Genomic DNA, 14,609 nt, shown 5'->3' with positions numbered 1-14,609 from the left:
TATCACTTTAGAAATTAGCGACCTCGTTAGTAATGGTTTCGGTCAGCAGGCTAATCGCTTTAGATGATACTTTCTGAGGGTTAACTAAGCAAACGCCTACATGTCCAAGTTCGGGCAAGTTTTCTGAATTAGATAAAATGTGCAATCCTGACGGTACTGAGCTTTTTGCCAGTACCGTAATGCCTAGCCCTTCATTAATAGCAGTTTGAATACCGTTTAAATCTGCAATGGTGTATACCACCTGCCACGGCTTTTTTATTGCGGATAAAAGGTTAGTGGCACGCTTGCGATAAATACACGGTGAGGGGGCGGCAATAATAGGGAGCTTAGCAGGCACACTGTTAACAAAGCGCTGACTGCCTACCCATACCAGTTGATCTGAGATGATGAAGCCATCCTGCTGTGGATTTGGTGTTTCCTGTAATGACAAAATTAAGTCGAACTGGCTTTTTAACGGTTCGCTCAACAAATCTTTGCTTAGCGCGCAATGCACCTCTAGCGATATTTCCGGGTAAGTTTGTGTGAACCGCCGAATGATTTTAGGCATAAGCGTGGTACTAAATTCACTGGGGATGCCTAACTTAATATTTCCGGTCACTTGAGGCTTACCGAACTCAGCCATAGCTTGGTCATTAAGCGCTACTATTTTCTCACCATATGACAACAAGCGACTACCAGCGCCAGTAAGCGCTAAACGATTTTTGTCGCGAGAAAATAGCTTCTCCCCAATCATTTCTTCTAGTTTTTTAATTTGAAGACTTATTGCAGGTTGAGTCCGTTGCAGCTGCTCGGCGCACTGTGTGTAGCTTCCCGTCTGTGCGATAAGCACGAACGAACGTAGGAAATCTATGGACAAGTTCTTCATTACTTTGCTTTACACCTTCTTTAATAGCTTCAATTAAACACTGACCTTTCACCAACGAAGTTTAAAGGCCCACTCTATTAGCCGCTTCACTACAGACAAAGCACAAACGTGCCGTGCCAAAAGTACAGCTGCAGTCATTTAATAAAATTATAATGCCATATTTTTTATTAATTTTATTTATTCATTTTGCACTTCTAGTATCGAGTACACAACAACGACAATTAGGAGAAAGCATGAATACGCTAAACCAAAACCTTACTCAGCAAGACCCAGATATCGCCCAATTTATTGCACAAGAAGACGAACGCCAAGAACATCACATCGAGCTAATCGCATCAGAGAACTACACCAGCAAAGCCGTTATGCAGGCACAGGGAAGTCAGCTAACGAATAAGTATGCGGAAGGCTATCCGGGTAAGCGCTATTACGGTGGCTGTAAAGCCGTGGATAAAGTTGAACAGCTTGCTATCGACAGAGCCAAAGTCCTGTTTGAAGCTGATTATGTTAATGTTCAGCCCCACTCTGGTTCGCAAGCGAATACTGCTGTTTACATGGCACTGCTAAGCCCTGGCGATACCATACTCGGGTTAAGTCTTGATCACGGAGGTCACCTAACCCATGGTGCAAAACCTAATTTTTCAGGCAAGCTATACAATGCCATTCAATATGGGCTCAACACCGAAACCGGTGAGATTGACTACGACCAAGTAGAAGCCTTAGCTAAAGAGCATAACCCAAAGATGATCGTGGCAGGGTTTTCAGCTTATTCTCGTGTTGTCGATTGGCAAAAGTTTAGAGAGATTGCCGATAGTGTAGGCGCGTATTTGCTGGTAGATATGGCGCACGTAGCAGGTCTTGTCGCAGCGGGAGTTTATCCCTCGCCAATTAACGCCGCGCACGTGGTTACTACCACTACCCACAAAACACTACGTGGCCCTCGCGGCGGGCTCATTATGTGTAAATCAAACCCTGAACTTGAAAAGAAGTTTAACTCACTTATTTTCCCGGGGATTCAGGGTGGTCCACTCATGCACGTTATCGCCGCTAAAGCTGTTGCGTTTAAAGAAGCCATGACAGCCGAATTTAAAGCGTATCAAAAGCAAGTGGTTACCAATGCACGCGCGATGGCAGACGTATTTATGAGGCGTAAATTTGATGTGGTCTCTAACGGAACTGACAACCACATGTTTTTGCTAAGTCTGGTTAGTAAGGGGATGACGGGTAAAGAGGCAGACGCTATTTTAAATAGTGTGAATATCACTGTTAATAAGAATACTGTGCCTAACGACCCACAGTCGCCCTTTGTTACAAGTGGCATTCGGATAGGTACGCCAGCGGTGACTTCTCGTAATTTTAGCGAAGACGATTGTGCCCAGTTAGCTAACTGGATTTGCGATGTGTTATCAGAACCTGAAGACAATAATCTTATTCAGCAAGTTAAAGATAAGGTTGCTACGCTAACTGCTGCTCGCCCTGTTTACACTAAGTAAAACCTAACGGCTTACAAAGAGCGAACTCGTGCGTTGCAGGTAGCGACCATTACCCGCCACACGAGTTTAGCTCGTTCGTTAAACTCAATAGTTTGAACGCCCCATGCTTCTTCCATTGAATTTTGCCACACGTCACAGGTTTCGATTGTGTTGCTATACAGTGGTGCTAGCGACAAACTTATTCTTAATGACTCTAGCCATTCGGTAAATAGTGGGTCGTGCTGCCCTGTCTTGCGAAGCTGGGATAGCTGAAGCGATGCTTGCAGTTTCATGCCCTGCAAACGCTTATAAATTTTTCTCGGGTCATCCTGCTGCCCTAGAAGGTGAAGCTCCCTTTCAATATCATAGGCATTGTTCCACTGTATGGATTTCGGCTCATCTTTTGTGCATCCCCACATCGTCAAACATACGAAGCAAAGCAACACAAAGCTTATGTATTTGCCTGAATGTAGTGATGGAAATAATTTTACTTTACGCACCGAATTGCGCACTCCTTTAGCAGCGTCGCTTTTAGTATAGATGAGTCTTAAATGAATACTTGGACTGGTATAAATAATTAAACTAATTTACTACTGCTCGAAGAAATAAAGCACCAACCGAGGGGTTCTCATGTCTTTAGGCGCTTTCAAAAGATTCGTATTAAATTGCTGAAGTGGGCCGGCTAGCAATAGCAGTAACCGGCTGGCAAAGGTGGTGGCGAGAGAGGCCATGTTCTGGGGTTAGTCGTTAGCTAAACCACTTCCACCAAACAAATACCAAAAGAAACCCAAACAGGTAAACCAGGCCTAGCAAACTAAGTAACTTTACTACCTTATTAGGCGCGGCATCAGGGTGCAGTTTAGTTTGTGCCACCAGCTTATGGTTAAGCCAAGCAAACATGGGCGTGGTTACAAAAGCTAACGTCATAGCAAAGCCTAGCATGGCTAATAGAGCAGACTTGAAAAAGAGCACAATAACAAAGCTGAATATTGCCATGAAAAGCAATACTGGTGTCACAAGTGTATTGCGGGCAGCTTTATCCTTGTTAAACAATAGCGCAATTGCTTCTGCAACCACTCGCGCATAGCCATCATATACCGTCAACGCCGAGCCGAAAATACATAGAAACGCCACTATCGCAATAAGCAGATGCGCCCACTCCCCGATGGTTGACGAGTACATGCTGATTAGCTGGTGAGAAAAGCCAATACCACTAGTACTAAGTTCTGTGCCGCTGCCATACAGAATTAATGCGCCTAGCCCCAAAAACAGCAGAGCAAGCAATACGGTTACCGCATAGCCCAAGTTGAAATCAAAAAGGGCCGACTTCGGGGTCACCGCTTGACCTTTGCATTGTCGCTTTAACCAAAGAGAAGTAATAGACGATATTTCAATAGGTGCAGGCATCCACCCCATTGTTACCACTAAAAAACCGAGCGTGGCAAGCGTCCAAGGCGAAGGCTGCTCTTCGGCAGGCACCATTGGCGCAGTATAATTACTAAGTGCAACGATAAACACTGCTATGGTTGCCACTACAAGCACACCCATTATGCCTTTGGCAATGTTGTCTAGCCCTTCAAAATGCCCTGCCAGTAAAATCAGTAATATGAGTGCTAAAACTACTGAGGCAGACACCGCTATAGCTATATCAAATGGAATAAAATACGACAATAAACTTGCTGCAAACAGTAACAGTGCCGCAGCATTGACTACCGATGCGATAGTATTTAAGCACAAGGCAATGGCTAGGTAGCGTTTACCCATCTCTAAATAGCCTTGCTGCAGGGTTTGCTTCGTGCTGATGGTGTAACCTACGCCTGCCCTGAAAAACGGGTATTTAAGTAGGTTTACCACCAATATGAGAAGCGCTAACTGCCATCCGAACTTTGCACCCGCCTGAGTTGAGGCCACCAAATGGCTTCCACCTACCGCCGCCGTTGCCATAAGCACACCAGGACCGAGTAATTTTAGTAAGGTGGTAACGCGGGCAAGGAACGATGTTTCAGCTGAGTACGACAAGGCAACCTCTAAATGGGCATTAGAAAATAGCCGTTAACCATATCAGTTTAATAATCAGCAGAAAAGACACTAAGTGATGAGAAAGCAGCATGAATAAAGGTTGCGAACCGCATTTGGTTCGCAACCTTTTTTTCAAATTGAAAAGTCGTGGATTAGCATGCGTTTAAAACACGGCTGTGTGTTAGCGTCGGTCGAAATTTACCTTTTTCTGCGGGTGCTGATAATAACCTTCTTTTAGCAGACGCTTGAAGCGAGTTAGTTTACCTTCCAACGTTAGCTCTTCTAGCCCTTTATTGAATAAAGACAAAATAAGCTGGCTATCGCCTTGCCCTTTAGGCACTAACAAATGCGTGGTTACCGTAGAAACAAAAGGTTTAATAGGCATGACATCACGACGGTCGCCAATGTTGAAGTCTCGCTGTAGCAAATACCAACCGGTAAGTTCATCAATGGGGAAAACATCGATATCACCGTTTATTAGCGCTTCTAGGTTCGCTTTATCAGTCTTGCGCTCTACTACACTTTCGTTACCTTTAATGAAGGCAGCAAGCTCATCGTTATATAGATACCCTTCTGTGATCCCCATTTTTAGACCTTGCATATCGCTAAGGTCACTCCAACTATCGGGGCCTTTTTCGGCATTAACATAAAACACCAGGCTCTCTGCGCTTATTGGGTTGCTGTGAAAAAACTCGCTTTCTCGAGAACGTACAAAGTTACCGTAAGAAACTGCGTCGTATTCACCTTTTAGCGTTGCCTCTAAGGCTTCTTCCCATGGTAAGGATACGAACTCAACCACAACGCCCGTCTCTAAGAACGCATCGGCGATAATATGGTTTATGTAACCTTCGTGCTGCATATCAGTTGACGTGTAAGGCGCATATTCTGTGGTCGCTATGCGCAGTTTCATCCATGAATGGGCAAAACTTTGCATTGGAATTAGCGCTAGTATCAATGTCGCTATAAGTAGTAATCGCATGTCAAAGTCCTGTTATTAATTAGAAGTAAATGCCAAGGTTTATGTTCAACCTGTGGGTAGTTTCTTGTCTACCGCCTAAGTCTAGCCCTACGCCAGGGCCGCCTGAAAACCACATGTTTTTGCCTTGGATACTATCTACATATACAAACAATTTATCCCAGCCAAAGCTACAGCCATTTATCCACTGTGAAGAGTTTTTCCCTTCATTTCCTTCGCCTTTGGCAACACTGTATTCTGAATAGCAGGTAAGTGACTCTATATGCGTAAACTTATAGGGCACCGAGTACACAAGGTTTGCTGAATAAGTTTTGCCGTCAGCAGCCGCCAAGAAAGGAAAGGTAAAAGACGATAGCGCTATACGGTCATCAGCCTGCCCTTCAGGTGCAGCTAAATCGTATTCATAGTCGATATACTGTAGCTCAACTTTCACGTCACCTTGAGTGTGACGCATATGAACGGCATAAGCATTCATATCGCCATCGTCTAATGTATCTAAGTTTAAAATGTTACCGTACTGATACGACACGCCGATATCGGTAGTGGCACCGCGAATAAAATTCGCAGAGTAGTTAGCACGTAGATTGTACTGCCCGTCTTCTTTATTTCGGTATTCCCCGTCATCTGCTACATCAAATGAGTAACGACCAAATTCGGCTGCGTCATTGTACTCATCATTCATAAAGTAAGCGGCTTGAAAATCCCATTTACCCCAGTCGTGATTGATTTTGACCCCAGCATCGTAGTCATCTTCGAAGCCAAGATAGTAATTAACTGAAAACCAAAAGTTGTTACTGGCAAAGGGCTGTAGACCAAACGGGGTTTGCGTTATACCTGCGGTAATTTCGGTTTGATCATCAAAATGATAAGTAAGATCAGCGAAGCGAACGGTATCAAAATCGGTATTTTCGTACCAGCGGTACTCTGCTTTATAGCTAAACTGATCTGACTCGCCGGATACGCCAAGTTTGAATGATTCGAACTCAAAACCATCTCTAAACTCGGGAATTTGCCAATCTTGATGTCCGTAATTAACCCTTACGTGACCGCTTAAATTAAAGGGGAGTTCGTCGGCTTTTACGCCGCTCGAAGCGCATGTAGCAATTGAAACTAAAGAAAATGCGGATAGTAGCTTGTTCATTACTGTTCCTGTATTGAATTTTTGGCGGGAACCCTTTGCTAAAAATTGCCTCTAATGAGTAAAGGGGCGTTTAAGCGCTTAGGAGTTTCGTGCACCAAAATAAATCCTTCAGTACTTACAATACTGAGCAAACCTTAAAAAAAGATCATTTGTTAAGGTCTGACTTCTGTGATTTGAGTTGAGAAACTTCGCCGCCCCGATAGGCGGCGGCATTTAAACATTGGCAGTCGAATGTTTAAAGTGAAGTGGAATGAATGTACGGTAAATAAAGAAGTTTTTGCCGTGAACGCCAGGGCTTATCTAAAATTTGAGCAACACTTTAAAAGCAACTATAGGAAAGCCTGTGAATATAGCCTGTCAGCTTTATGACTACATAGAAATAGCCTGCATGTATAAACTTGAGGTAAGCGCCGTATTAAAAAGTGGGGAACTAAAAAACGGCAAGGCACTAAATACAATTATAGATAAACACGGTGACGCGCCAACAGAATGTATACAAATGCGCATTAACGGTAATGTAGAAAATATTGCCCTTAATGAAATCGCTCAACTTCATGCAATAACTGATAATCCGCATTTCAGCTCGGTGAGCTTTTAGGTAGTATGCCGAGTTCACTTAACCAATTTGAACTGAACTACATTTATGAGACAACACCTTTCGGCGATTACCTTCTTTGTAGACGACTACGACAACGCAATTGAGTACTTCACAACGGTTTTAAATTTCACCTTAACTGAAGATAAAGCAACCGGAGAAGACTCGCGCTTTGTGTTAGTAACGCCGCCAAACAGTTCAGCCAGCTTGCTGCTAGCACAAGCTAAAAACGACGTTGAATTAGCGCTTATTGGTAACCAAGCCGCAGACAAAGTATTTTTAATTTTAAATACCGATGACTTTTGGCGCGACTTTAACGAAATGCAAAGTAAAGGCGTGGTGTTTTTAGAAACTCCCCGTGAAGAAGTTTATGGTACGGTAGCCATCTTTAAAGATAAGTTTGGCAATAAGTGGGATTTGATCCAAACCTCTGAATAGCACTTTATACAGGTGCACCTTGCTTATAGCGCATTTTGTATCACAAGGTTTTATCATTCACAGTAAAGACGTAGAGGAGAAGTAAAACGTGCAGGCCATGAAACGTTCTATTATTGCAGATGTTGTTGCAATAGCGGCGATAGCACTGTTGATCACCACTACCTTTTACTGGATTGAAGCAAGACGTGAGGTCATTATTCTTTGCGACAACTTTACGCCAGGGGTGTCAAAAAAAAGCGTTGAACGCCAGCTTAACACCGCAGACTTATTGTTGTGGGATACTGAGTTTGTAGCAAATGGCAGCAAAATTGAAGCATATAGTCCACTGCACTTAGGAATCATGAAGTGCAGTGTAGAATTTAATAAGCAAGATATTGTAGTGTTCTCTATTGTTGAATAATCATACAGCCTACAAATATTAAGAGCGCATTGCGCTTTTCAAGTTATAAAACTGAACCACCTTGGTGCAGCGTTTACATTGCCGCAACACCCTATTCACCGAAGCGCTAAAAGTCGTAAAGGCAAACTTACCTTCTTACTTTTATCGTACTGACTTAACTTTTCATCTTGCTGTCACCGAATGTGCTGTAAACGTATAATTACGCTGTGTCTTCTTAACGCAAACTCTTTTTTATGCAAAAAACAAAACACAGTGTCATCGAGGATGTTTTCGCCCTGATAAGCGCCGGCTTGTTTGTTGCTTTTGGCGTATATCTTTTTCAGTCTCAAGACCTAATGGTAGGTGGCGCGGCAGGTCTTGCGCTATTAGGTACCTATGCTTTCGACATGGACTTCGGCTTGTTATTCTTTTTGATTAACCTACCTTTTTATACTCTAGCTTGGACGCAAATTAGTAAACGTTTCACCATCAATACGTTTATCTCTGTTACCACTGTTTCAGTGTTAACAGAGCAAATTCCGGCATTTGTAGATATTAGCCACGTTAACCCGTTTTTCGCAGCGGTATTTGGCGGAATTTTAATTGGTGTAGGCATGCTGATGATGTTCCGTCACAGCTCTAGCCTAGGCGGCGTTGGTATTATGGCCTTTTACTTACAGCAACGCTTTAATATCAGAGCTGGGACTTTTCAGTTAACTGTAGATAGCTGCATATTGCTTAGCGCACTGTTTTTTATTTCGTGGCCATTAGTGCTTATCTCGATACTCGCCGCGTTTTGTTTAAATATGGTAATTTCGCTTAACCATAGACCTGAGCGTTACTTCCCAGTACTCGGCGAAGACAGTTCAGACAAGGCTAAAACAGAATCAAAAAAGGCTGACGCGAAGCGTGTGGATAGCAATGAGCACAACAGCATAGACAGCGAGCTTCGCGCCCAAAACGGCTAAGTTGGTAGTCAGTTCTTATGGTTTTGCGTTTACGTTTAAAAGCTCAAGCGTGTAAACAGATACCGGCAAGCTGAAAGTACTTAACGGTGCACATAAGTAGTTAATAGAAAGCCCGGTTAGGCAAACCTAACCGGGCTTTATTGTATCTTTTATTTGTATTCCTTGACGCCTACAACAAACCTATTACTTCTTTTGAACAGGCCTTGACGGTCGACTAACTACTCCACGATTCACTCTCGGTCGAGAAAACGAAGTACGCATACAAACCTCACTTATGAGTTTATGCTCAGAACAGTTGGAGGCGAAATATTCGCCGCAATCCCATCACTAAGCTACAACAGTAAAGCCCAAATTAGGGGTAAAAGTCTCATTCTTTTAATGAATAGTGCTTTATTAAATTATACCAATCCGCACATATCATTGCCCACTCAGAAGGCGCTGGCAAGTTTCCTAGCAAAGCGTGGGAATGCAGGAATGGCTGTTCCCTTTCAAATTCCCAGAATGTAGCTAGGAAGCTTGCCAGACCTTCCCGAAGGGCGAGTTTAAAATGCCCGTACTCTTTGTTGTGTCACCTTGATGTAGAACCACTATACCTGCGGTAACACGCCGCGATTACGAACATTTTAACTCTCGCTGAGTGGGTAATTATCTGTGCGGACTGGTATTGTATAAAGATTACTCAAACTGGCATTGCGTTGATAACTAAAGGTATTTCACAATGCGCGGTACACGTTGAGAAACTCGCGTCATTAATTCGTAGTCGATGGTGTCAGCATTGGCTGCAACTTCCTGAATAGATACATTCTGACCCCACAGCTCTACTTCATCGCCCACAGCTACGTTGTCGATATGGGTCACATCAATGGTGATCATGTCCATAGATACGCGACCAGCCAAATAAGCGCGCTTACCCCTAACCAAGACTGGCGTACCGTTTTTACAATGCCTAGGGTAGCCGTCGGCATAACCAATACCTACGGTTGCAATTTTGCTGGTTTTATTCGCCACCCAGGTTTGCCCGTACCCGATACCCTCGCCTGCCGGTATAGTTCGCACAGCCAGTACGCTTGAGCGAAGGGTCATGGCTGGATACATTTCAACATCTATGTTTTGCGAGGTTGAAACAGCACCACCGTAAACGCCCACTCCCAACCGGTTCCATGCATTTCGACTTGCCGGCCAATTTACCGTAGCCGGAGAGTTAGCCACGCTAGTAGGTAAGCCCAGCTTTTCAGCAACCTGATTAAACCCACTCATTTGAGTATGGGTGAAACTGTTATCCACATCATCGGCACATGCAAAGTGTGTAGCAATAACCGTGTTATCACTTAATAGATGTCGATATTTGTCAGTAATCTCTTCGATTTTTGAAAGCGCAAAGCCTAAGCGATGCATACCGCTATCTACTTTCAACCAAATGTGGGGGCGTTGTTGTTCAGGGCATTTTTCTAGCCATGCAAGCTGTTCTTCACAATGCATAACCAAAATGCAGTTATGCTGAAACGCCATTTGGCACTCTTTTGCTTGATGAGCCCCTTCTAAAACAACAATTGGCGCGGTAATTCCCGCATCGCGAAGGGCAATAGCTTCTTCGATAATAGCTACAGCAAAACGCGAAGAAACATGCTGAAGAATACGCGCCACATTTACGGCTCCATGACCATAGGCATCAGCTTTCACCACCGCCATAGATTGGCTTGATGGCGCTAAAGCGGCAAGGGCTTTGAAATTATGTAAAATGGCGTCAGCATGAATAATAGCTTGCGTTTGTCGGCTCACTGAAAAACACGTTCCTTAAATGTTTAATGGGGAAACATATAAAGCCGAAGTGTACCACGAGAAGCGCATTAAGGGCGCAGGATTAATATTGAAAAAACGACTGTCTAACGCAAGGTTTCTTATGGTTTAAAATACCGTTATGCTTTGCGCTCGCTTATTATAATCATTTCGTCGCTTCAAGGTTTATCATGTCTTCGCACAACCCTTCTACTTCAGATTTGCCCGCAAACACCCGTATTAAAAACAAAGCGGCAGTTGATACTCCCACCGTGAATGAATTAGCTAAATCACTGAATAAAGTCGTCTCAGAAGGCAGAAACCCCGATACCTTGGATATAGACACGTTAAGTACCCAAGGCATTCTTACCCGCCTTAACGCCGAGGATGCTAAAGTCGCAAACGCGGTAGCACTTCAAATACCCCAAATAGCGAAAGCGGTTGATGCCGCAACTATCAGCATTAAAAACGGCGGAAGACTTATTTATATCGGTGCAGGTACCAGCGGTAGGCTGGGCATTCTTGACGCAGTTGAGTGTCGCCCTACCTTTAGTGTACCCGATGAAATGGTTGTGGGTGTAATAGCCGGCGGAGAGAAGGCCGTTCAGCACGCAGTTGAAGGCGCAGAGGACGATTTTAATTCAGGTCGAACTGACCTTGAAAGTTTATCACTAACGCAGAACGATACAGTTATTGGTATTTCAGCTAGCGGTCGCACGCCCTATGTAAGTGGAGCATTGGAATATGCCCGTTCCCTTGGCTGCTTTACCGGCGCAATTGCTTGTAGCCCTAACGCAGCTATTTTTGAAAATGCTGACACGGCCATATGCCCCGTTGTCGGCCCTGAAGCACTTACCGGCAGTACACGTATGAAGTCGGGTACGGCACAAAAGCTTGTACTTAATATGATTAGCACCAGCGCTATGATTAAGCTGGGAAAAACCTACCAAAATTTGATGGTAGATGTGAATGCTACTAACGAAAAACTAAAAGCTCGTGCTCTTCGCATTGTTATGCAGGCTACCGACTGTAGTGAAGATGCCGCTTTAGCAGCGCTTAGTGCATGCAACAACAAAGCAAAGGTCGCCATTCTAATGGTACTAACAGGGCAAACCGCAGAGCAGGCAGCCGCACAGCTAAGTGCTAACGATGGCTACTTACGTAAAGCCGTAGTAGAAAGTAAATAGCTAAGGCGCTTCTCTCCAATAAGGGACTGCAATAAGGGGATTCAGGTTTAGCCAATATGAGCACAAATATTACACGTCATACAAAGAGCGCATTGATTATCGCGCTTACCTTACTGGTCAGTTTTTCCTTCTTGACCTCATGTGCGCAAAACAGCTTATCTACACATGTATATACAACTGATGGTGACAGTTTAAAAGCAAAACAAAGTGGGCTGGCTAATGAAGACTTAAACGCCAATCAACTTGCTGTAGGTGCTGAACGCTATTCAAGATACCTCCCTTTGTTAGAAGGTAAGCGAGTTAGTTTGGTAGTAAACCAAAGCTCTTTAGTTAGAGGTGATTTGGTTAGAAATAACGAGATAACTGGTCCTTCAGGAACGATAAAAGCAAACCAACCCTATCAGCATTTGGTGGATGCCTTATTACAACGTAATGTTGACCTAGTAAGTATTATGTCACCCGAGCACGGATTTAGGGGGGATAAAGGCGCAGGTGAAAAGGTAAATAGCGATATTGATGCTAAAACGGGTTTACCTATTCATTCGCTTTACGGGGCAACTAAAAAGCCCACGACGGCTATGCTGGAAAATACCGACATAATTGTTTTCGATATTCAGGATGTGGGCGTACGTTTTTACACATATTTAAGTACGTTGCACTATGTAATGGAAGCCGCTTTTGCCCAAGGCATTCAGGTTGTGGTTCTAGATAGACCAAACCCTAACGGCCGATATGTCGACGGCCCAGTGCTAAAGCCAGCATTTTCATCGTTTATTGGCATGCACCCTATTCCCGTTTTGCACGGCATGACATTAGGTGAACTTGCTCAAATGATCGTGGGAGAGCGCTGGTTAGATATTGAGGCAACTAACTACAACCAAGCAAAACTTACCGTAGTGCCGGTAGAGGACTATGAACGCACTGCGCACTATTCCCTGCCGGTGGCACCTAGTCCTAACTTACCAAACGATTTGTCTATCCAGCTATACCCCACGCTATGCTTTTTCGAGGGAAGCGATGTCAGTATTGGCCGTGGCACTGACTTCCCATTTCAGCTTGTTGGTCACCCTAATATCGAATTCGGTGAATCTCAAATACTGGTAAAAGCAAATAGTGCAGCGCCTTACCCTAAACATGAAAACACTTTACTAAATGCTCACGTTTTTACCCGCGCTGATCTTATCGACTCTGAATATATGGACTTGGAAAACTCAAGCCTTAAGTTACAGAATAGAGAAGGTTCACCAGTTAGCGGATTGGAAATAGAAACCTTGATTAATGCCTATTCTCGCTTTTCTGAATACAACCGTATTGCCACCGCCAGTGGAAGTTCTACAGAAACATTTTTCACACGCCCAGAATTTTTCGATAAATTGGCGGGTACTGATGCACTAAGGAATCAAATCCAAACCGGGAAAACATCTGCTGAGATTCGCCAAAGTTGGCAAAAGAGTTTGAGTGCGTTCAGAGAAAAAAGAAAGCCATATCTACTTTATGAAGACATCGAACGACGTCAAGAATAACTCACGTAGCCTTGCTAATTTAACAAGCTGTTAGATAGACAAAATCGGGAGGCACGATTAGCGACCATTGAAAGGGTTAACATTAAAGTAAATACTTACTTAGCCCTTAAGGCTTATATCACAAGTCCTAAAAAAAGTTAGTGAAAACTAACTCTCCTCTGTTTTAGTTTTTACCAGTGTTGCAAGTCTAGCTTCTGCTGTGGCTTTTTGTTGCTTTAGCTCGTCTTTATTTTCACTGTCGGTCTCTGCGATTTTTGCATCAATATCGGCAATGGTCTGCATTAACATTTCTTTGTTCTTTTCTTTTTGCTCCGCTTCTTCAGCCTTGTCAAAAATCACGTCTTCTGGAGACGCTTCTTCTTTAGTGGTTTGGCTGGGAGATTTAGCAATCATTTTCAAACCATCGGCCTGAGGACGCTGGTTCATGAAACTAGGCGAAACAATTTCAATATCAGAATCGTGTAAGGCATCAAGTACAGCTTTGTGCAGCCTTGAACGAGCGCTCAGCAAGCTCTTTACTTCGGTTAGTAACCCAGAAATACGATAGCTTACAGAGAAATCGCCTAGCCCCATGACCTGTACAAAAGGCTCTGCCAGCTTTGCATTTTCAGCAGCCGCAAGTAGATGCTTTTCAATGACACTGTGGTGAATATCATAGCCTAAGCTAATATCCACGCTAACAATTGCACCAGAAGCACGCGTGACCGAAACAGGCGAACTCACCATAAGCGTGTTGGCGAAAGCAATTAGTTCTCTGCTCTCCGTCTGAATTTCAACATCAAGCAAGCCCATTTCAGTAACGCGCCCGCTATAACCTTCTACTTTTATGAAGTCACCGACCCTAAAGGGGCGGTTTACCCTAAGTACTATTCCTGCCATCAAACTACCCACCATTGTGGTAGATGAAAAAGCAATGACACCAGAAATAAGTACACCGATAAGTGCGATAACTTGATTTCGCGTACTTTCACTTACTGGAAGAGTCATCGCTATAACAACTGTACCAATGATAGTAAGTACTAACATTCCAACTTGTCGGGGCAGTTTCTGCTCGCTGGTAAGGTGGCTTTGTTTAGCAAGCAAAAGGTAATGTAGAGTAACGAGTGTACTTACAACCAATGCTATAGCAACGAGTAAAGGAACAAATGTAAGGAACGTACTGAACACAGAGTCAATTAGTGATGCTCGCGTAGTACCTGATAAGTTTTCTGTATTCACATGTTTTCCTTTAAGGTTGGCTAAAGAAACACCTTTAAACTAGCCTTTCACATTG

The 14,609-nt window shown here is 43.7% G+C and carries 14 protein-coding genes; 7 read left to right on the top strand and 7 right to left on the bottom strand.

From position 1 onward, the window contains the following. Positions 1-7: 7 nt before the first annotated feature. Positions 8-865 carry a LysR family transcriptional regulator gene (locus PCAR9_RS02350; protein ID WP_179982242.1) on the bottom strand — a complete coding sequence of 286 codons (858 nt, stop codon included), beginning with the start codon at positions 863-865 and terminating at the stop codon, positions 8-10. Between the two features lie 233 nt (positions 866-1,098). On the opposite strand from PCAR9_RS02350, the gene glyA reads away from it, so the two are divergent. Then, the gene (gene glyA, locus PCAR9_RS02345; RefSeq protein ID WP_179982241.1) at positions 1,099-2,355 is read left to right on the top strand and encodes a serine hydroxymethyltransferase; all 1,257 of its coding nucleotides are present in this window, start codon (positions 1,099-1,101) and stop codon (positions 2,353-2,355) included. Positions 2,356-2,366: 11 nt separating this feature from the next. On the opposite strand, the gene PCAR9_RS02340 is transcribed toward glyA, so the two are convergent. The 4 genes from PCAR9_RS02340 to PCAR9_RS02325 all read right to left on the bottom strand — a co-directional run bounded on the left by PCAR9_RS02340 (position 2,367) and on the right by PCAR9_RS02325 (position 6,470). Further along, entirely contained in the window at positions 2,367-2,834 is a 468-nt protein-coding gene (locus tag PCAR9_RS02340) for a hypothetical protein (RefSeq protein ID WP_179982240.1), read from the bottom strand. Between the two features lie 247 nt (positions 2,835-3,081). Continuing rightward, the gene (locus PCAR9_RS02335; RefSeq protein ID WP_179982239.1) at positions 3,082-4,353 is read right to left on the bottom strand and encodes an NRAMP family divalent metal transporter; all 1,272 of its coding nucleotides are present in this window, start codon (positions 4,351-4,353) and stop codon (positions 3,082-3,084) included. Positions 4,354-4,534: 181 nt separating this feature from the next. Further along, on the bottom strand, positions 4,535-5,332 hold the full coding sequence (locus PCAR9_RS02330; protein ID WP_179982238.1) for a substrate-binding periplasmic protein: 798 nt from the start codon (positions 5,330-5,332) through the stop codon (positions 4,535-4,537). A 19-nt stretch (positions 5,333-5,351) separates the two neighbouring features. Then, on the bottom strand, positions 5,352-6,470 hold the full coding sequence (locus PCAR9_RS02325) for a TonB-dependent receptor (protein ID WP_179982237.1): 1,119 nt from the start codon (positions 6,468-6,470) through the stop codon (positions 5,352-5,354). A gap of 343 nt (positions 6,471-6,813) precedes the next feature. Here PCAR9_RS02325 and PCAR9_RS02320 point away from each other — a divergent pair, with 343 nt between their 5' ends. The 4 genes from PCAR9_RS02320 to PCAR9_RS02305 all read left to right on the top strand — a co-directional run bounded on the left by PCAR9_RS02320 (position 6,814) and on the right by PCAR9_RS02305 (position 8,850). After that, positions 6,814-7,068, top strand: coding sequence for a Rho-binding antiterminator (locus tag PCAR9_RS02320; RefSeq protein WP_179982236.1), 255 nt, complete (start codon positions 6,814-6,816; stop codon positions 7,066-7,068). A gap of 45 nt (positions 7,069-7,113) precedes the next feature. After that, positions 7,114-7,503 (top strand): VOC family protein, encoded by a 390-nt coding sequence (locus PCAR9_RS02315; RefSeq protein WP_179982235.1) that lies wholly within the window; start codon positions 7,114-7,116, stop codon positions 7,501-7,503. Positions 7,504-7,591: 88 nt separating this feature from the next. Next, positions 7,592-7,903: a hypothetical protein gene (locus PCAR9_RS02310; RefSeq protein WP_179982234.1), complete on the top strand. Its 312-nt coding sequence runs from the start codon at positions 7,592-7,594 to the stop codon at positions 7,901-7,903. A gap of 233 nt (positions 7,904-8,136) precedes the next feature. Further along, positions 8,137-8,850 (top strand): YitT family protein, encoded by a 714-nt coding sequence (locus tag PCAR9_RS02305; RefSeq protein ID WP_179982233.1) that lies wholly within the window; start codon positions 8,137-8,139, stop codon positions 8,848-8,850. A 702-nt stretch (positions 8,851-9,552) separates the two neighbouring features. On the opposite strand, the gene alr is transcribed toward PCAR9_RS02305, so the two are convergent. Beyond that, positions 9,553-10,629 (bottom strand): alanine racemase, encoded by a 1,077-nt coding sequence (gene alr / locus PCAR9_RS02300; RefSeq protein ID WP_179982232.1) that lies wholly within the window; start codon positions 10,627-10,629, stop codon positions 9,553-9,555. A gap of 188 nt (positions 10,630-10,817) precedes the next feature. Here alr and murQ point away from each other — a divergent pair, with 188 nt between their 5' ends. After that, a complete protein-coding gene (murQ, locus tag PCAR9_RS02295) occupies positions 10,818-11,813 on the top strand; it encodes an N-acetylmuramic acid 6-phosphate etherase (RefSeq protein WP_179982231.1) in 996 nt (331 codons plus the stop codon). Between the two features lie 56 nt (positions 11,814-11,869). Continuing rightward, the gene (locus PCAR9_RS02290; RefSeq protein ID WP_179982230.1) at positions 11,870-13,336 is read left to right on the top strand and encodes an exo-beta-N-acetylmuramidase NamZ family protein; all 1,467 of its coding nucleotides are present in this window, start codon (positions 11,870-11,872) and stop codon (positions 13,334-13,336) included. 147 nt (positions 13,337-13,483) lie between these two features. Here the strand turns inward: PCAR9_RS02290 and PCAR9_RS02285 are convergent, their stop codons facing one another. Then, complete coding sequence (locus tag PCAR9_RS02285; RefSeq protein WP_179982229.1) at positions 13,484-14,554, bottom strand: mechanosensitive ion channel family protein; 1,071 nt, start codon at positions 14,552-14,554, stop codon at positions 13,484-13,486. Positions 14,555-14,609 lie beyond the last annotated feature (55 nt).

The organism is Alteromonas macleodii (assembly GCF_903772925.1).
GTDB lineage: Bacteria > Pseudomonadota > Gammaproteobacteria > Enterobacterales > Alteromonadaceae > Alteromonas > Alteromonas macleodii_A.
Note: the sequence above shows the minus strand (reverse complement) of the source record. Positions and strands in the feature narration are given on the sequence as shown.